The sequence below is a fragment of the Congzhengia minquanensis genome, assembly GCF_014384785.1.
Taxonomy (GTDB): domain Bacteria; phylum Bacillota; class Clostridia; order UBA1381; family UBA9506; genus Congzhengia; species Congzhengia minquanensis.
This window is the reverse complement of sequence record NZ_JACRSU010000002.1, coordinates 303,156-320,154: the sequence shown is the minus strand read 5'-3', so window position 1 is coordinate 320,154 and position 16,999 is coordinate 303,156. Positions and strand designations below refer to the sequence as shown.

The 16,999-nt window shown below is 41.0% G+C and carries 22 protein-coding genes; 21 read left to right on the top strand and 1 reads right to left on the bottom strand.

What is annotated here, in order from left to right; all coding sequences use genetic code 11:
• Nucleotides 1-3 precede the first annotated feature (3 nt).
• The 20 genes from H8698_RS06580 to H8698_RS06485 all read left to right on the top strand — a co-directional run bounded on the left by H8698_RS06580 (nucleotide 4) and on the right by H8698_RS06485 (nucleotide 15,822).
• On the top strand, nucleotides 4-189 hold the full coding sequence (locus tag H8698_RS06580; RefSeq protein WP_249311800.1) for a hypothetical protein: 186 nt from the start codon (nucleotides 4-6) through the stop codon (nucleotides 187-189).
• Between the two features lie 23 nt (nucleotides 190-212).
• The gene (locus H8698_RS06575) at nucleotides 213-419 is read left to right on the top strand and encodes a hypothetical protein (protein ID WP_249311799.1); all 207 of its coding nucleotides are present in this window, start codon (nucleotides 213-215) and stop codon (nucleotides 417-419) included.
• Between the two features lie 179 nt (nucleotides 420-598).
• Nucleotides 599-1,198 carry a hypothetical protein gene (locus H8698_RS06570; RefSeq protein WP_249311798.1) on the top strand — a complete coding sequence of 200 codons (600 nt, stop codon included), beginning with the start codon at nucleotides 599-601 and terminating at the stop codon, nucleotides 1,196-1,198.
• 21 nt (nucleotides 1,199-1,219) lie between these two features.
• Nucleotides 1,220-2,116 (top strand): hypothetical protein, encoded by an 897-nt coding sequence (locus H8698_RS06565; protein WP_249311797.1) that lies wholly within the window; start codon nucleotides 1,220-1,222, stop codon nucleotides 2,114-2,116.
• Between the two features lie 120 nt (nucleotides 2,117-2,236).
• Nucleotides 2,237-2,611, top strand: coding sequence for a head-tail connector protein (locus H8698_RS06560; RefSeq protein ID WP_249311796.1), 375 nt, complete (start codon nucleotides 2,237-2,239; stop codon nucleotides 2,609-2,611).
• Nucleotides 2,608-3,075 carry a hypothetical protein gene (locus H8698_RS06555; protein WP_249311795.1) on the top strand — a complete coding sequence of 156 codons (468 nt, stop codon included), beginning with the start codon at nucleotides 2,608-2,610 and terminating at the stop codon, nucleotides 3,073-3,075. Before H8698_RS06560 ends, H8698_RS06555 begins: the two co-directional genes overlap by 4 nt.
• A gap of 4 nt (nucleotides 3,076-3,079) precedes the next feature.
• The gene (locus H8698_RS06550) at nucleotides 3,080-3,559 is read left to right on the top strand and encodes a hypothetical protein (RefSeq protein ID WP_249311794.1); all 480 of its coding nucleotides are present in this window, start codon (nucleotides 3,080-3,082) and stop codon (nucleotides 3,557-3,559) included.
• Entirely contained in the window at nucleotides 3,549-4,004 is a 456-nt protein-coding gene (locus tag H8698_RS06545; RefSeq protein ID WP_249311793.1) for a hypothetical protein, read from the top strand. Before H8698_RS06550 ends, H8698_RS06545 begins: the two co-directional genes overlap by 11 nt.
• Nucleotides 4,005-4,517, top strand: a complete 513-nt coding sequence (locus H8698_RS06540; RefSeq protein ID WP_249311792.1) for a hypothetical protein — start codon at nucleotides 4,005-4,007, stop codon at nucleotides 4,515-4,517.
• Between the two features lie 49 nt (nucleotides 4,518-4,566).
• Nucleotides 4,567-5,019, top strand: a complete 453-nt coding sequence (locus H8698_RS06535; protein WP_177679972.1) for a hypothetical protein — start codon at nucleotides 4,567-4,569, stop codon at nucleotides 5,017-5,019.
• Nucleotides 5,016-5,573, top strand: a complete 558-nt coding sequence (locus tag H8698_RS06530) for a Gp15 family bacteriophage protein (protein ID WP_177679973.1) — start codon at nucleotides 5,016-5,018, stop codon at nucleotides 5,571-5,573. Before H8698_RS06535 ends, H8698_RS06530 begins: the two co-directional genes overlap by 4 nt.
• Nucleotides 5,574-5,639: 66 nt before the next feature.
• Complete coding sequence (locus H8698_RS06525; RefSeq protein ID WP_249311791.1) at nucleotides 5,640-6,098, top strand: hypothetical protein; 459 nt, start codon at nucleotides 5,640-5,642, stop codon at nucleotides 6,096-6,098.
• Nucleotides 6,098-6,448, top strand: coding sequence for a DUF2085 domain-containing protein (locus H8698_RS06520; RefSeq protein WP_177679974.1), 351 nt, complete (start codon nucleotides 6,098-6,100; stop codon nucleotides 6,446-6,448). Before H8698_RS06525 ends, H8698_RS06520 begins: the two co-directional genes overlap by 1 nt.
• Nucleotides 6,449-6,636: 188 nt before the next feature.
• The gene (locus tag H8698_RS06515) at nucleotides 6,637-9,642 is read left to right on the top strand and encodes a hypothetical protein (RefSeq protein WP_249311790.1); all 3,006 of its coding nucleotides are present in this window, start codon (nucleotides 6,637-6,639) and stop codon (nucleotides 9,640-9,642) included.
• Between the two features lie 9 nt (nucleotides 9,643-9,651).
• Nucleotides 9,652-10,050, top strand: coding sequence for a hypothetical protein (locus H8698_RS06510; RefSeq protein WP_177679976.1), 399 nt, complete (start codon nucleotides 9,652-9,654; stop codon nucleotides 10,048-10,050).
• Nucleotides 10,047-11,369: a hypothetical protein gene (locus H8698_RS06505; RefSeq protein WP_249311789.1), complete on the top strand. Its 1,323-nt coding sequence runs from the start codon at nucleotides 10,047-10,049 to the stop codon at nucleotides 11,367-11,369. Before H8698_RS06510 ends, H8698_RS06505 begins: the two co-directional genes overlap by 4 nt.
• A 12-nt stretch (nucleotides 11,370-11,381) precedes the next feature.
• Entirely contained in the window at nucleotides 11,382-13,925 is a 2,544-nt protein-coding gene (locus tag H8698_RS06500) for an SGNH/GDSL hydrolase family protein (RefSeq protein ID WP_249311788.1), read from the top strand.
• The gene (locus H8698_RS06495) at nucleotides 13,922-14,614 is read left to right on the top strand and encodes a hypothetical protein (protein WP_249311787.1); all 693 of its coding nucleotides are present in this window, start codon (nucleotides 13,922-13,924) and stop codon (nucleotides 14,612-14,614) included. Before H8698_RS06500 ends, H8698_RS06495 begins: the two co-directional genes overlap by 4 nt.
• A gap of 15 nt (nucleotides 14,615-14,629) precedes the next feature.
• Entirely contained in the window at nucleotides 14,630-15,409 is a 780-nt protein-coding gene (locus tag H8698_RS06490) for an N-acetylmuramoyl-L-alanine amidase (RefSeq protein WP_249311786.1), read from the top strand.
• A gap of 11 nt (nucleotides 15,410-15,420) precedes the next feature.
• Nucleotides 15,421-15,822 (top strand): phage holin family protein, encoded by a 402-nt coding sequence (locus H8698_RS06485; protein ID WP_249311785.1) that lies wholly within the window; start codon nucleotides 15,421-15,423, stop codon nucleotides 15,820-15,822.
• A 479-nt stretch (nucleotides 15,823-16,301) separates the two neighbouring features.
• Here the strand turns inward: H8698_RS06485 and H8698_RS06480 are convergent, their stop codons facing one another.
• Nucleotides 16,302-16,775, bottom strand: coding sequence for a tyrosine-type recombinase/integrase (locus H8698_RS06480; protein ID WP_346726830.1), 474 nt, complete (start codon nucleotides 16,773-16,775; stop codon nucleotides 16,302-16,304).
• A gap of 76 nt (nucleotides 16,776-16,851) precedes the next feature.
• Between H8698_RS06480 and H8698_RS13285 the strand changes: the two genes are divergently transcribed.
• The gene (locus H8698_RS13285) at nucleotides 16,852-16,986 is read left to right on the top strand and encodes a hypothetical protein (protein WP_283245408.1); all 135 of its coding nucleotides are present in this window, start codon (nucleotides 16,852-16,854) and stop codon (nucleotides 16,984-16,986) included.
• Nucleotides 16,987-16,999: the final 13 nt, after the last annotated feature.

The window sequence follows — 16,999 nt, the reverse complement described above, 5'->3', positions numbered from 1 at the left end:
TTTATGAATGAGATTCAAGTCAAGTTCATGCAAAGTCTTGGGTTGAATTTAGATATGCCATACGATGTTATTGAAGATAAGGTTTCGGACTTTTTGGAACGAAACGGATTTGACGAAGATTATAACATTACCGAAGAAGGAAAAGTTTGCGAAAGCATATTAGATTATATCGGAACCATTGGCGACTAATGCCGCTTCCTTGAGAAAGGAGAATGAACATGTCGGAACGGGATTTAAAAAATATGCGCTCTTTAGATGAAGCGGCGGAAAAAGCCGGTGGATTTGTTTCATTTTTAGATGAAAAGGATATTAGATATGACATCAGAAAAATTAATAAATATTGTAAAGATAAGGGTATTGAGCCGGTTGACCTAACCATTAGAGAATTAAATTCTTTTATTATTAAGTCGCCGAATTGAAAATGTTGATGTTTTAAGCACTTTGAACTTTTGAAACAACGGTTCAGGGTGCTTAATTTTTACCGTCTTTAAGCAACAGACGTTAAACAGGCTTATTTTTTATGCACTCAGTCGGGAGTATAACCGATTAATCCAAACTGTGGAAATCACAGTATAAACAAATTTTAGGAGGATTTTATATGCAGAACATTCACGAAATTTTGAAGGCTTACGGATTAGAAATCCCCAGCGACAAAAAGGCCGAGTTTGATAAGGCTGTGATTGAGAACTATAAAACGGTTGCTGAGGTTGAAAAAATATCGGATAAGCTGGAAAAAGCAAGCAACGACTTGATTACGCAGAAAGAAACCGTTACTACTCTCACCGGAGAATTGCAGGCATTAAAGGATAATAACGCAACCGCCGAGGATTGGAAAGCGAAGTTTGAAACGCTGCAGGCTGATATTTCCGAAAAGGAACAGGCAGCAAAAGAGGAAAAGGAAAAGGCAGAGCGCGAGGCAAATATTTTGAGCCGTTACAACGCCGTATGTACGGATAAAGACGGCAAGCCGCTTGAATGGTCGCACGAAGCTATTAAGGACAGTTACTTGCAGAAATTTACCGATGCTTTGGCTGATGAGGCCAATACGGGGAAATCTGACGCGGACATTTTCCACGCTTTAACGAAGGATGACGGCGCGGCGTTTAAGGGTGTGCAAGCAGAGGTGACGCTAAAGGGAGCCTCCCCGCTTGATGGCATAGACGACGCTCAGGCGCGGTCTATAATGGGATTAAAATAATTTTAAAAGGAGAGAAAATAAATGGCAAACAGTATTGCACTATTTAAAAAGTACATTAACCTGCTTGATGAAGTGTACAAGCAGAACGCAAAAACTTCTATTTTGGACGGGGACAATACCCTTGTTCAGATGGGAGCAAACGCAAACGAGATTGTAATTCCGAAAATTTCAATGGACGGTTTAGCGGATTATTCGCGTAACAGCGGGTATGTTGACGGCGATGTGACGCTGACAAATGAAACCGTGAAATTCAACTACGACAGAGGCAGGGCGTTCACCATTGACGCAATGGACAACGAGGAAACCGCCGGCGTTGCCTTTGGCAAACTGTCGAGCGAATTTATTAGGACAAAGGTTGTTCCCGAATTGGACGCTTTCCGGTTTGCGGCATATGCCGGAACCACAGGCATTTCAAAGGTATCAACCGGCACAACGCTTTCTACCGGTGATAATGTAATTTCAGCGCTGAGAGCCGCAACAACCAAAATGGACGAAGATGAAGTACCGATGGAAGACAGACATCTGTTTATCACACCCACATTGCACGGTTTGGTGCAGGATTTGGATACTACAAAATCCAGAGAGGTTATGAGCCGGTTTTCTGACGTAACACTTGTTCCGCAGACACGTTTCTATACCGCAATTGACCTATATGACGGCGTAACGGACAACAGTGGTTCGGAAGGCGCAAATGAAAAGGTTGGCGGTTATGTGAAAGCGTCTGCCGGCAAGGACATCAATTTTATGGTTATCCATAAACCCGCACTGTTGCAGTACACAAAACACACAGTTAACAAAATTATTACCCCCGAGGAAAACCAGCACGCCGATGCATATAAATTCCCGTATCGTGCATATGGCTTAGCGGACGTTTACGAAAACAAAGTTGCGGGTATTTACCTGCATCACAAAGCGTAAGGGGTGGGCATATATGGCAAGAACAATCGGGCTGGTTAATCCAGCCAAAGTAAAGCCGGAGGCCCCGAAGAAAGAACCGGTTAAAACAAAGCCGGAAAAATAACGGAGGTATGAGGCGGAATGTATCTTGGACATGATGAATACGAGGCTATGGGCGGCACTCTTGATAGTTCCGCCTTTTTTATTTACTCGCGCAGGGCGGAATATATGATACGGTCGCAGGCAGGCGGGCAGACCGGAGAGCGCATAGACAATCTTTCAGAAATCCCGGAGGCCGTGAAGGACTGCATTTTTGATTTGGTATCCTTTCTGTCAAATTATGCAGGAGACAAACAGGTGGCAAGTGAAAGCCAGTCACAAGGCGGTACGAGCGAAAGCTATTCTTACGTTACAAAAACAGACGCGGAAATATCTGAAAGGTGTGGAGAAATCATAGGACAATATTTCTACGGCGGCGGTTTAGGACATCTGCTATACCGGGGGGCATGTATGTGATTGGTTTAAGCAATTTAAACAGCGAGGTATTTACAATCATTAATCAGATACCAACATCACAAACGGTTGCGACCAAATCTGCGTGGGTAAAGCACACCTTAACCATGTGTGGAAAGAAAGATGGGCTGTATGACAAGACCAGCGGCGCAATGGTTTTTAAGGCCAATACATGGACAGCATTTATTTATAACTGGGAGCAGTACAAAAAGCCGTTATGGACAGACGGTGGATATTATGCGCTGGCTGATGAGAAAAAGGGCGGGCATTTTACTGTTAATGTTGGAGATTTGCTCATCTTTGCAGAGATTCCAGATGCAGTTCCGAAAACCTTACAGGAGTTTAATGCGCTGCGGGATAAATACAAGGACAACGGCGGGATTATAACCGGTTCGGAGGTCTATATCAATTACAAACCAAACGGCGCGCCGTGGAGTACGAACCATATTGAAATTATAAAAGGGTGATGAAATGTCCTTATCAAACATTACAGAATGGCTGAAACAATGCCCGCAAATGGCGAATTTATTTAGTATTTCCGCAGAGGGTAACGATGGTGATAATCTGATAACTCCGTTTTCTTCAAGCGACAGAGCAAGCATAAGCGAACAAAAGGATATAACGGGGTTTTATGAAGCTGATATTGTCCCGTTTGTTTCGGTATATGAAGAATACCAAATTGATTGTTTCCGCATGGCGTATTCCAACGAGGATAACTATAACATTATGTCATACGAAGACGTAAAAGCGGTTTGCGACTGGATTGAAGCGCAAAACCTTACAGGAAATTTCCCGGAAATAGGCGAACAAATCGTCCGGGTAGAGCCAAAACCGTTTTTGCCGTCTGTCCGATTTCGTGATGTAGATGCAAACCTCGTAGGTTATTACTTCACGCTGCGGATTACTTACGTTAATAAAATGAAGAGGCGAGGCGTGGAGTATGAAACGTAGCAGTATTACCATTGAGTTAAATATGCCCAAAATCTTAAATAAAGTCGAAAATGATAAATTTGGAAAGGCGCTTGCTAAAGAATGGGCAGGGTTAGTCAAACAATTTGTACCACATAATGAAGGGTTTTTAGACGGTTCAATGGGTGGTGCATCAGTTGTAATTGAGCCATTTCTAATACACTATAATTCAGATTACGCTGAATTCATGTATAACGGAGTGGTGTATGTAGACCCTGTGTATCATTGCGCTGGATTTACGAAGGACGGCGGCGTAACATGGAAAAGTAGGCATGATGTAAAAAAAATACCATCAAACCGCACTTTTAATTACAGAAAAGACAAAAACTCTTACGCTACCGACCATTGGGATAAAGCTGCGGAAAACGCGGGAGAAAAAGACAAGTTAATAAATTTTGCAAATGAATATTTAAGGAGGAAAATGTAAATGGCAGCAACAGATTTTAATACCGGGGCAGGCGTGAAAGCCCCACGAAAATTACTTATGACATTTGTAGATGTCGGTACAAGCTCGTCACCGGAATGGGAGCTTGTAGGGCGCGGCGTTGAGGAATCAGCAATTGAACTCAATCCGAACACAGAAACCATCACGGATATCTGCGGAATCACAGAAACGAGCGTTGAGAAATGGGAGCCGAACCAGACTTTTGAACCTAACACGGTGAAAGGCGGCTCTAAGCTAAATTTTAAACTACATCAAATTTGGCAAGACAAAACGCCGGAATTATTATCCCAGTTTGACGTGCTTATCGTATATGCCTATATTGGCGAAAGTTCTACGTTTGAAGCAGAACTCCAGAAAAACTGTACGATTAATATTACGTCAATCGGCGGCAGCGCATATGTTGATATGCCCATTGAAATTTCTTACAGCAATGACATTACTAAGGGAACCGTGGCTATCGCTAACGGGGTTCCTACATTTACGGAAGCAGAATAACTGTAAGGGGCGGCGATTTGCCGCCCTAATTTTATAGGAGGTATAAAATATGGCACATAAGATTACCGTTGGCAGCGGGCTTGAAACATTTGAAATAGAATTTGTGGATAGAGGCGTAACGGCTGAAATAGCCTTTAACCCATCGGACCCGGATTTGCCTAAGCGACTGTATGAGGCTCAAAACATAATTGACGAAAAGACAAAAAATGTAAAACAATATGAAGTTGACGAAAACGGAGTTCCGAATATTGAAGGGGCTGTTGATTATCTAAATGAGGCTAATCAAATTGTGTATGATGCAGTCGATTATGCATTCGGCAACAAAATAAGTGATGTATTATTCCAGCATTGCAGCCCATACGCCATTGTAAACGGAGAATATTTTATCTGGACTTTTTTTAACGCTATGGCACCTGTGCTGGAAGATATTATAAACAAAAGCCAGAAAAAAGCAAACGAAAACATGAATAAGTATCTTTCTAAATATATGAAGAAACGATGATAAATTATAGTTTACCCACAGAAATAATTATTGATGGTGTTATATATCCTATCAACAAAAACGGCGATTACCGAATGATTTTGGACGTAGTTTCTGCACTTAATGATGAGACGCTTTCCGAACAAGACAAGGTGCGTACATCATTATGCATTTTTTATGACTTCAACATACCCCCAGATACACAAAAAGCCGTAGATGAAATGATGCTATTTATCAATTGTGGCGAGGCGGACGAACAGAAAAAGCAAGACGCCCCAATAATGAATTGGGAGCAAGACTTCCCCTTGTTGGTTTCCCCGATTAATAGGACGCTGGGCTATGAAATAAGGTCTGCCTCTTATCTTCATTGGTGGACCTTTATAAGCGGCTACATGGAAATCGGGGAGTGCCAGTTTGCCACTGTGGTTAATATACGTCAGAAAAAGCGTAAAGGAAAAAAATTAGACAGTTGGGAACATGAGTATTATACTAAAAACAAGAAAAAGGTAGACTTGAACGTCAAGTTTGATAAAATGGAACAGGAATTTATGCATGATTTGTTCGGTGTTGAATGAAATCCACTTGTAATTTAAGTAAATTTAGTATATAATGTATTAAATTACTAGGGGGAGGAATTCAAAATGAAAACTTGTACTGTATGTGGAAATAAAGTACAAAATATTGGAGGTCATATAATTCGTGGAAAGAGTAAAGAATGGGTATGCAGAGAATGTTTAAAAAAAGCAAATGTTAGTGTCATGCAGTTTGGGTTTCAGAACATTACACCAGGACAAATTATGGCAAGAATTAACGGAAATGAAATTATTGATACTCATACTCAAGCTTCTGAGCCACAAGATATTCCACAAGAAAATTTTGCACAAACACAAGATGCCGTAGTTGAGCAAAATAATGCTGGCGGCATGAGATGCCCACGATGTAAAAGCACCGAAATGCAAATAATAAGTGATGTGGAAGGCAAAGGTGCGAGCTTTACAAAAATTTGTTTATGTGGAATATGCGGACTTGCAGGAGCGGGCAAGACAACTACAACGCATTACTGGGTTTGCAAGAAGTGTGGAAACAAGTTTAAAATGTAATGGACTCTACAAAACTATGGATTAAACTAATGGATATTGCAAGGAAATATTGGGGCTGCCATCAATTCCCCGAAAGAAGTTTTTTCTTTAGAGGTTACCAATTTCCGGTGTGCGCAAGATGTACCGGCATAATGATTGGTTACATAGTTTCCATTATTTTGCTTTTGTGTAAGGTATTCTTTTCATGGAAGCTTTCAGCTGCATTTCTCCTGTTCATGTTAATTGATGCAGGGTTGCAATACCAATTTGGGGTTATGTCAACAAATAACAGGCGTCTTTTAAGCGGGATGTTGTTCGGAATCGGTTTTTGGGAACTTATAGCATGTATTATTAGAAGCATTATTTTATAAGACACTCTTATTCCCAAGTCGCTCCTATTATAGGGGCGTGGATTGAAATATCTATGAATTTTATTGAAAGAGCATGGCATATTGCCGATAATCGAACAGCAAATAGCAAGCTAAAAACAAAATAAATCAACCACGTTTTCGGACGTGGTTTTTTTATGTACAAAATAAAAAGCAAAGGGGGAATTTTGATGGCGCATGATGGTAAAATAACGCTTGCAACAGAAGTTGATACGGATGGCATTAAATATAGCGAGAACGATATTAGAAAGGCCGCTGACAAAGCTGGGAAGGGATTTAAAAATCTCGGAATTACTCTGCAAAAGGCTCTTTCAAAAGGAGATACCAAAGTCGCTCAGTTAACGAATAACTTCCGCAAGGCTACGGCAGAGGTAGAAAAACAAGCGAAAAAGGTAGACGAATTAAAAAAACGTCTTTCTCAACTCGAAAGCGGTGAAGTGAACATTGAAAATAAAAGTATTTTAAAAATACAGTCCGATTTTGACGAAGCCACAGCAAGTGCAAAAAAGACGAAAGCTGAAATTGACAGGGTTTATCAGCAATTACAGGAGTTGCAAATGAATGCATTTACGGCACCGGATACAGGCGAAGTTTTGTTAACGCCTGAACAGCAAGCCGAGTTTGATAAACTTAATGCACAGCTTGACGAATTGGAGCCAAAACTTACGGCGACGAAAGAAAAAGCCAATGGTATGGGGAAAGCGTTAAAAAACGCAGTAGGTACAGCAACGCAGGCCGAAATTAAGAAAACAAACGATACATTATTATCTGCCAACAACAAACTTAATGATTTATCTACTAAAGCAAATATTGCGGGGCAAAAGCTTGAAAATGCTGCAAAAAAACCGAATAGACCCATAGCTGTTTTGACAAGCGGGTTTGATAGGCTGGGAAAAAGATTACTCGGAATAGCAAAACGGGTGGTAGTATTTTCGTTAATTATAAAAGCACTTAGAAGTGTTACCGCGGCAATAAAAAATGCAATTATGTCAGATGACAAATTCAGAAATTCTGTTAACCAACTAAAAGCAGCATTTTGGGTGGCGTTCGCACCGATATATGATTTTGTTATTCCAGCATTAAGAAGCTTTATCGGTTATCTAACCAAAGCGGTCGTTGCCGTATCAAAACTTTTTGCAAAATTAAGTGGAAATACGTTTGGCGCAATGGTTGAAAGCGGTAAGAACTTAAAAAATCAGTCTACAGCCTACCAGCAACAACAGTCAGGCGGTAAAACTGAGGAAGAAAAACGTATAGAAAACCAAATAAAAGCCTTAGAAAAACAAAATAAGGAGCTTAATAAACAAAAAAAGGCGAAACAAAAGATACAACAACAGCAGGAAAAGGCAAATAAACGTTACCTTGCCGATTTTGATGAAATTAGTATTCTTTCAGAAGACAAAGATGAAAGTGAATTAGATGTTCTCGATGAAAAAATTGAAAAAAATGATGAGATAATCGACCAACTACTAGAACAATTAGACCTTATTCAAGAGCAAAAAGAGGCAAACAAATCGACGGACGCAGATTTTGATAGTCTAAACGGTTTGGACAATATGAAAATGAATGAGAAGTTGGAAAAGGCACTTAAACTTACTGGCGCTGCTTTTATCGCTTTAGGAACAATATTATTAATATGCGGTCATATTGGTTGGGGCATTGGCTTTATTTTAATGGGTGCTACGCTATGGGGAATTGCGGAAGCGTCTTCAGATAACGGTGAAACGATAGGCGAGTCAATTTCAAACTTTTTTAAGGAAAATGCGGCCTTAATTATTGGAGTTAGCATTGCCATGCTCGTTATAGGTATTATTATGTGTTGCTGTGGACATGTTACACCATTGTCTATAGGTCTAATTTTAGTTGGCGCAGTCGGTCTTGCAGCGGAGGTGGCATTAAATTGGAATTTCATCACAGAGAAGGTATCGGAGTTTTTTAACAATAATGCTGCTCTAATTGTTGGGGTAAGCCTATCCATGCTTGCACTTGGTGTAATTCTATGCTGTTGCGGTATCGTTAACGCCTTGTCAGTAGGATTAATAGTAGCTGGTGCCGTTGGTATAGCCGCCGAGGTTGCTTTAAACTGGAATTTTATTGTAGAAAAAGTTCAAAACTTTTTAAATGATAATGCTGCCCTGATTGTTGGAATAAGCTTGGCTATGCTTGCGCTGGGCATAATTTTGTGTTGCTGTGGAATTGTTAGCCCATTGTCCATTGGATTAATTGTGGCGGGAGCAGTAGGTATAGCTGCGGAAGTAGCTTTAAATTGGAATTTCATCACAGAGAAGGTTAATAATTTTTTAAATGAAAACAGCGCATTGATAGTTGGAATCAGCGTTGCTTTGCTAGTTCTTGGTATCGTTCTATGTTGCTGTGGCATCGTTACTCCGTTATCTATTGGCTTAATCGTGGCTGGTGCTGTCGGACTGGCGGCGGAAGTAGCTCTGAATTGGGAATTTATATCAACTAAGGTAACAGAGTTTTTTGATAAGAACAAGGCATTAATAGTTGCGGCGAGTGCTGCCATGCTGATTTTAGGTATTATTTTGGTGATGACAGGAGTAGGCCTCCCTTTAGGCATAGCTTTAATAGCGGCTGGCGCTGTCGGGTTGGTTACTGAAGCGGCTCTAAACTGGGATTTTCTTGTTGATAAAATAAAAGAGGTTTGGGAAAAAATTAAGGCATTCTGGAATGAACATATTGCAAAGTATTTTACAGCGGAATGGTGGGGCGCGCTTTTTGCCAATATGTTAAATGGAGCAATAAATATATTTGAGATGTTTTTGAATTTTTTAACAGCAGGAGTTCGAGAGCCGTTAAACGGTATTATCAAACTTATTAATAAAGTTGCCGATTTTGCCGGCTTAGAAAGTATTGATATACCGCAAATACCATCGGTAAGTTTACCTCGCCTTCCGGTTCCGGCATTAGCGGCTGGTGCTGTCATCCCCCCAAACAAAGAATTTCTTGCCGTTTTAGGCGACCAAAAGAGCGGTACTAACGTGGAGGCGCCATTATCCACGATTAAACAGGCTGTTGCAGAGGCAATGGGTGAAAATGGAGGCGGAAACCAAACCGTTATCCTGCAGATTGATGGCCGTGAGTTTGGCCGTGTTGCACTCGACCAGATGAACCGCGAATCAAAACGAGTTGGCGCAAGTATTTTCAGCGTATAGGAGGGCATTATGGACTACATTGTTATAAACGGAAAAAAATACGACGATATTACGATTTCCGTAAGTAGGAGTTTTGAAATTTTGTATTCTGAAAACACAGGCAGAACAGCTTCACCCGGTGCGCCAATGTCGCTTGACCCATATGGTACATTTTACAATTACAAAATTACCTTTGCCCGCAAGACGGGAAAGGAGCAAGTATATGATGCGTTATGGGAATACTTGTCTACACCCAGAGATTATGGGATACCCGTAAGGCTTGTATATAATCAAAGCACCATAAGCTTTAATGCATATGTATCAAACGGTTCACAGGAGCTGGCAAGTATTAATACAAAAACAGGCCTTGTCAAGTGGAAAAGCTTTGAAGCGACGTTTATACCAATGGAGGCGAACAGATTGCCATGAACGGAAATATAACGGTAAAGTACGGTGATGAAGAAACCGGCATATTTGTAATTGATAACCTAATTTTAACTGCATCGGTAATACAGGAAACAAGAAAAATTGCGACAGAATTACCTGCAAGCACACTGGATTTAGAACTTGATGTAAGAGATTATGAAAATTTTGAATTTGCTGTAACAAAACCGTTATATATTTACAGCGATACATCACTTATCCAGAAGACTTTTATCACGGAAGCAAAGAAAACAAGCCAATACAGATGGATGGTAAACTCCACAGATTACATCGGCATGATGGACTACCTAACATACGACGGTAAGTTTTATTATCAACAAACGTTTGAAGCCGTTATGGAAGACTTGTTCAGTGGGACAAATATACCGTATTACATAGACAATTACACGAAGCAACTTACAGTGTCGGGTCAAGTTGCCGCCGGGACCGTGCGTAGTGCTTTGCAAGAGATTTGCTTTTCGTTTGGAGCTTATGTAACAACCGCAAACTGCGACGGCGTAACGGTACAACGTCTTAGTAGTGATGTGTCACAAAACATTAGCACCGATAGAATTATGGCGGGGATAAATGTTGAAAACAAAGAAACAATTACGAAATTATCTATTGGATATTCAAATTTTGTTTCAAGCGAAGAAAGTATTTCGGTAACAAAATCATTCGATAATGACTTTATAACTGAAAATCTTGGGAAATGGGTTACATTCAATCTTGATGTTCCGTGTGAATTTAAAAATAGGTATATTGTCGGAAATTATTATTCAGAACGCAACATTACAGGACAAGAGGGAAGACACGATTTATTTACTGATTTTGAAACACATCCGCATTATTTGAAAGCAAAGGTTGTGGAAGAATTATCAGATGGAATTGTTGAAGGAACTAAAACTTTAGACGGTGGCTGGCTTGCTTTTGTTGCCTATCCTTATATGTCAGTAGACGGAGGAGTGTTAGAAAAGCAAAATCCTGTTGATTCGGCGTTACCCATAATTAATGAAAAATCACTAAACACTCTCGGGACAATGACATCTGAAAATGCTCAAACTGCGCTCGATAGAATTTTTGATAACCTAACCGTTGGGCTTAAAATTGATGCTAAAATTATAGATGGGAGGAATTACCTTACATACGGCTCCTTCAAATTTGGAGAAAAAATATATGGGTTTGAACACCAAAACCCCATCAACATTGGGGACATAGTAACAATTGAAACACCTAATAACGGGATACAAACCGGTTTTGTGCAGAAAGCAACATATAAACTATTCGGGAGCACAAAAGTTGTAAAAAGCTGTGAAATAATTTAGGAGGAGGTAAAAATGAACGAACGATATTTTGCGGAGAAACAAGACGGCGTTAACACAATACATGCCGAGGATTTTAATTTGGCGTTTGGCGACATTGCAGACGATATGGCAACCCTTGAAGCAGAGGCCGCGGCATCTGATGCGCACATTAAAAACGCATCAAATCCACATAGTGTGACAAAGGCACAGATTGGTCTTGGAAATGTGGACAACACAAAAGACGCGGACAAACCGGTGAGCACAGCAACGCAGGCAGCCCTTGATTTAAAGGCCAACGCGGCAGACGTGTATTATAAAAATGTCTTATACACTAAAAACGAAACAGACGCAAAGCTTGCGTTAAAAGCAAACTCAGCGGATATTTACACGAAGCCAGAGGTTGACGAAAAGATAAGTTCTGTTTCGATTTGGGGCGGAGCGGTTTCAAGCTGGGAAGGACTTCCGACGAACCCTAAGCCCGGAACGTATTGTTATGTGTCAAGCGATATTGCAAACGGTGCGAAATATTCAGGAAAAGCGTCGGATTTCTTTGTGATTGACAGTTTGCCTCTTGGAGGGGACGGAATATACATTTGCGGACTTAAAACGGGGTTTATTCTGGATACGGCTTGTGTTGGTACGAATTCCGGCCTTGACGCGGTGTGCGTATATAATGCCGCGCGCAGTAAAGTTGGAGAGATTTGGCCTTACGATACCGGAGGCAATTACCCTTTAAATTTTAGTATTGAACTGCTTGGGTTATCGTCTGCAGACGACACGGTGACGTTTTACTTGGGTTATTGGGACGGGACAAGCTTTCCTGCAAAGATTGAGAATTTTTCGGCAGGGAGCATGATTTTCTGGAACGGAACAGAATGGTGCGGTGTGGCGTCTGCGGATTTAGCAGGTGAAGTAAGCGGAAAAGCGGATAAAATTAAGACAAATCCGCATGGGGGAATATATGGCTATCCATTAATTGTGACCGACCACTTAGCAGGGGAAGGCCCTATATCTTTAAAGGTTTACGGTGCAAGTGACGGCGTTGGGGACTTGGTTGCAAGCGGGGATTATACCGGAAAGTACGCAATCCCAATTACAATACGTGGAAAGAACCTATTCTCGACAAAGAGTATTCAAAATACCTCCTCTACCATTAATGGTATAACATGGACCATTAACGATGACGGGTCTATTACTGCAAACGGGACAGCGACAGCAAATTCACACTATAATGCGGTTAAGCAGGCTGACGCCATTTTATTTCCGGCAGGGGATTATAGCTTTAGTACGACATATGAACATTATAATCAAATACAGTTCAAAATAATAACTTATGTGGACGGCGCGGCAACAATTTTAACGCAAACTTTAGGTAAGGATTCACCGGTGTTTACTTTAGCGGATGATACATACTTGTGTTTTCAATGTACGATTGGGTCAGGCAAAACATTGGATAATGTAACAATTTATCCGAGAATAGAGTATGGAAAAGTGTTAACGGAATATGAGCCCTACGGAATAAGCGCCGAAAAGACAGTTTACACAGACGCGCCGCTTACAGAGGGGGAAAGTGTTGAAATCACAGATATTGTAATGCCTGAGAGCGCAAAATTGTTCATCAGCGCAAATACTACCGTTCCTCCTTCCGGAATGGAATTATTATACTATCAAGATATGAACAAATTAGTAGGTGAATTTGCATCAGGAGCGCATCCTCTTATGGGTAAAAAAATACTATGCTTAGGCGACAGTATTTTTGGAACGAAAAACACAGAAGTAAGTGAATTTTTCAAAAGCATTACAAAAGCGAATGTGTATAACTGTGCTTTAGGCGGTACGAGAATGGCACAACATGAAGAAGGTTGGGATAATTGGAGTATGTACCGTTTTGCGTATTCTATCGCCAACAATGATTGGGCGATACAGGAAAACGGGCTAAGTCATACAAACGTGCCGCCGTTTGCAGAGGAAAGATTAGCATTCATTAAAACACTTGATTTTAACGATATTGATGTAATAACGATAAATCACGGAACAAATGATTGGAGCGGAAGTATTACGCTTGATAATGACAGCAACCCGTTAGACACAACAACGTATATGGGTGCTTTACGGTATTCAATCGAAACGATATTGACGGCATATCCGCATTTAAAGATTGTAGTTTTATCGCCCTGTTGGCGTTATTGGAAAGATGCAGACGGGAATTTTACAAACGATTCGAATACAAGGACAAATACAATAAGTGAAACATTATTGACTTATGTCAACAAAGGGAAACAAGTAGCGGCAAATTATCAACTTAACTGGATTGATTTATACCATATTGGATTTAATGAATTGACAACTTCCATCTATTTCCCGTCTACCGACACCACGCATCCGAACAATACTGGTCGTTTGGCAATCGCAAAGAAAATGGCAGAGTGTATGGGTGTGACATTTGCAGAAGATTACACAGATTCTCTTAATTATGCAGACAAGACATATGTTGATAATGCAATAGGTGATATAGAAACCGCGCTTGACAGCATTATAGCGATTCAAAATGAATTAATAGGCGGTGATGGCGAATGAGCATAGCAGACAAGCTGACACAAATTGCAGAAAATGAGCAGGCGGTGTTTGAGGCAGGGAAAAAGAGTGAATATGATACATTTTGGGACGCTTATCAGGATAACGGAAATAGAACAGAATATACTTATGTGTTTGCCGGTGTCGGGTGGACGCAAGACTTGTTTAAACCTAAATATGATATAATACCTACTATACAGCAGGGCATGTTTAGCTACTCAAAAATTGTTGACATCAGACCGCAAACAATAGGAGTTAATGTTGATTTTTCCAGGTGTACAAATTTTCAATATTTGTGCCGGTATTCCAATGTCAAATATATTGGCGTGATAGATTGTTCCAGTGCTATAGCTGGCGATTTTATATTTAACTTTGCAGAAAACCTTGTAAGCGTCGAAAAAATAATTATGCCGGAAAATATGACTTGGGCTGGGTTTGCGGATAAGAGTTTTGAAAATGCTAAAAAGCTGGAACATATCCGCATTGAGGGCGTTATTCGGCGAAGCACAAATTTAAGCTGGTCGGTGGTGCTAAAAAAAGAAAGTATTACGAGTATTGTTCAAGCATTGTCAGACACGGCGGAGGGACAAACAATTACATTTAGCCAGACCGCGAAAGAGGCGGCGTTTACGGACGCAGAATGGGCTGTATTGATAGGCACGAAACCAAACTGGACAATTGCGTTAGCATAAAGGAGGGTTTATAAAATGTTTAAAATCGTATTAGATGCGGGGCATGGACGGAATACGCCGGGGAAACGGTGTTTAAAATCGTTAGACCCTGCCGAGACCCGGGAATGGGTGTTAAACGCCCGGATTTGCGATAAGATGGAACGGCTGCTTGCAAATTACAGCGGGTATGAGCTTTTGCGGGCAGACGACAGGACAGGAGCGACAGACGTTGCGCTGAAAGCTCGGACGGATGCGGCCAACCGGTGGGGTGCGGATTTGTATTTATCTGTTCATCACAACGCAGGGTTAGGCGGCAGAAACGGCGGGGGGCCTGAGGTTTATGTTTATACTTCGCCGTCGGCAAAGACAGTGGAATATCAAAAGATAATACACGATTGTTTTGTGGAGCGGGCAGGGAAATTTGGGAACCGTGCAAACGAAATGCCCCGGAAGAATTTGCATGTGTGCCGGGAGACGCATATGCCGTCGGTGCTGATTGAGTGCGGATTTATGGATTCGCCCGGTGACGTTCCGTTGATTTTGTCGGAATCGTTTGCGTACAAAGCGGCGCAGGGGCTGACTGAGGCATTGGTACAAATTGGAGGCTTAAAGAAAGTAAAGGAGGAAACAAGCATGGCAGAATGTAAATTTACAGACATCAGCGGGCACTACGGAGAAAAGCAAATTCGGGAAGTGTTTGAAATGGGAATCATGAACGGAGTGGACGAAACCCACTTTGAGCCGGACAAGCCGGTAACGCGGGCGCAGGCGGCTATCATTGCGCGGAACGTTGTGCGGTATATTACGGGAAAGTAGGGGTTTTACATATGGACAATATCATTACATGGATTAAGCTTGTGGCCGGTGTGATAACCGGTTTATTATCCTATTTATTCGGAGGGCTGGACATGCTGTTTACGGCGCTGCTGGTGTGCATTGCGGTGGACTATATCACGGGAGTTTTAGCGGCGCTTTATGAAAAGCGGCTCAACAGCGAAGTGGGTTTCCGCGGCATAATAAAAAAGGTCGTTATTTTGCTGATTGTGGTTTTGGCACAAATGATTGAAAACGCTGCGGGAATTACGGGCATACGGGATATTGTTATTGGTTTCTACATAGCAAACGAGGGGATTTCCGTTTTGGAGAACGCCGGCAGAATGAACGTGCCGGTGTGCAGAAATTTGACGCAGTATTTGGAGCAGTTAAAAAGCAAAGAAGAACCGCAATAGGAAAATTTATCCCTTGATTTTTTTAATCGGCTGGGTTATAATGGTATTAGACATCTGTAGGTAGGACATAATTTTTCATAATAATCCCCCGGCAACCAGCCTGATGGAGCATATACCTTAACGGACGGGTATTCCATTCAGACTGGTTGCCACCCTTTTTATGCGTTAATTGAAGCTTATATAGTATCTAAAAGCCTTTAAGATTTTAATTATATGACACACATATGACACAATTATGGCTTGAAGCGTGCGTATTACGGCATAAAAAGTTCTCCAAGAGATAATCTGCGAACTTTTCACGACTATCGAAAGCCTTTATTTACGGGGTTTTTGGAGTTGTCAGTTGGACAGAGTTGCAGTCAAAAGTGTGCAACAAGTAACACACAAGCGACAAACAAACAACAAAATTCTCAATTTAACAAGGGTTTAAAAAGAGATGTTTTTCTCCACAAAAGAAAGACATCTCTTTCTTTTTTATCTTAAATTTTATTGATTGCATTTACAAGCTCCTCAATGTCCAAATGAGTATAAATTCTTTCGGTGAGCGTCATAGCACCGGAATGTCCTACAATCTTTTTAATTGTAGTTTGGGAAACGTGGGCTTCCGCAAGCATTGATATACAAGTATGTCGGCAGCAGTGCGGAGTTTGCTCAAGTCCCAGATTTGTCATAAGCGGTAAGAAATAACTATCATAGTAATTGCGGTATTTGAATTGTTCCCCATTTTCAGTATGTAAAAGGTATTCGCTGTAGGTATCATTATACCAAGCCTTAAAGAATGGTAATACCTTGTCGGCAATGGGGACTTTTCTTATGCCGTTTTCTGTTTTGCTGGCTAAAACATCAAAATACTGTTCATCAAGATAAACATTTTCTTTTTTAAGGTCAAGCAGTTCGGATATTCTGACACCTGTGTAAAACTGCTCCCACTGAGCAGGAGCGTGAGGAAGCACGCAAAAAATATCTTGATGAAAGAGGTGTACCTGAGAGTTTCAGGTGGTAATTCCTCTTTAAGAGATATTTACAGGAATGTGGCACATTCCTGTGTCGGTAATGAGGAAAGAAATTGACGATTTACCGAAATGCAAAGCAGTAAATTTTACGGCAGAAAATTTATTGATTTGCGGCGTGTGTGGCTACAAGCTGCACACACTTCGGCTGTAGCCGAACAAAGACA

Excerpts from the sequence above, each read along its gene's own strand:
- H8698_RS06575 (WP_249311799.1), top strand. The coding sequence starts at position 213 with ATGAACATGTCGGAACGGGATTTAAAAAATATGCGCTCTTTAGATGAA.
- H8698_RS06520 (WP_177679974.1), top strand. The coding sequence starts at position 6,098 with ATGGACTCTACAAAACTATGGATTAAACTAATGGATATTGCAAGGAAA.
- H8698_RS06535 (WP_177679972.1), top strand. The coding sequence starts at position 4,567 with ATGGCACATAAGATTACCGTTGGCAGCGGGCTTGAAACATTTGAAATA.
- H8698_RS06570 (WP_249311798.1), top strand. The coding sequence starts at position 599 with ATGCAGAACATTCACGAAATTTTGAAGGCTTACGGATTAGAAATCCCC.
- H8698_RS06580 (WP_249311800.1), top strand. The coding sequence starts at position 4 with ATGAATGAGATTCAAGTCAAGTTCATGCAAAGTCTTGGGTTGAATTTA.
- H8698_RS06565 (WP_249311797.1), top strand. The coding sequence starts at position 1,220 with ATGGCAAACAGTATTGCACTATTTAAAAAGTACATTAACCTGCTTGAT.
- H8698_RS06510 (WP_177679976.1), top strand. The coding sequence starts at position 9,652 with ATGGACTACATTGTTATAAACGGAAAAAAATACGACGATATTACGATT.
- H8698_RS06525 (WP_249311791.1), top strand. The coding sequence starts at position 5,640 with ATGAAAACTTGTACTGTATGTGGAAATAAAGTACAAAATATTGGAGGT.
- H8698_RS06495 (WP_249311787.1), top strand. The coding sequence starts at position 13,922 with ATGAGCATAGCAGACAAGCTGACACAAATTGCAGAAAATGAGCAGGCG.
- H8698_RS06500 (WP_249311788.1), top strand. The coding sequence starts at position 11,382 with ATGAACGAACGATATTTTGCGGAGAAACAAGACGGCGTTAACACAATA.
- H8698_RS06490 (WP_249311786.1), top strand. The coding sequence starts at position 14,630 with ATGTTTAAAATCGTATTAGATGCGGGGCATGGACGGAATACGCCGGGG.
- H8698_RS06485 (WP_249311785.1), top strand. The coding sequence starts at position 15,421 with ATGGACAATATCATTACATGGATTAAGCTTGTGGCCGGTGTGATAACC.
- H8698_RS06540 (WP_249311792.1), top strand. The coding sequence starts at position 4,005 with ATGGCAGCAACAGATTTTAATACCGGGGCAGGCGTGAAAGCCCCACGA.
- H8698_RS06545 (WP_249311793.1), top strand. The coding sequence starts at position 3,549 with ATGAAACGTAGCAGTATTACCATTGAGTTAAATATGCCCAAAATCTTA.
- H8698_RS06515 (WP_249311790.1), top strand. The coding sequence starts at position 6,637 with ATGGCGCATGATGGTAAAATAACGCTTGCAACAGAAGTTGATACGGAT.
- H8698_RS06530 (WP_177679973.1), top strand. The coding sequence starts at position 5,016 with ATGATAAATTATAGTTTACCCACAGAAATAATTATTGATGGTGTTATA.
- H8698_RS13285 (WP_283245408.1), top strand. The coding sequence starts at position 16,852 with ATGTGGCACATTCCTGTGTCGGTAATGAGGAAAGAAATTGACGATTTA.
- H8698_RS06550 (WP_249311794.1), top strand. The coding sequence starts at position 3,080 with ATGTCCTTATCAAACATTACAGAATGGCTGAAACAATGCCCGCAAATG.
- H8698_RS06505 (WP_249311789.1), top strand. The coding sequence starts at position 10,047 with ATGAACGGAAATATAACGGTAAAGTACGGTGATGAAGAAACCGGCATA.
- H8698_RS06560 (WP_249311796.1), top strand. The coding sequence starts at position 2,237 with ATGTATCTTGGACATGATGAATACGAGGCTATGGGCGGCACTCTTGAT.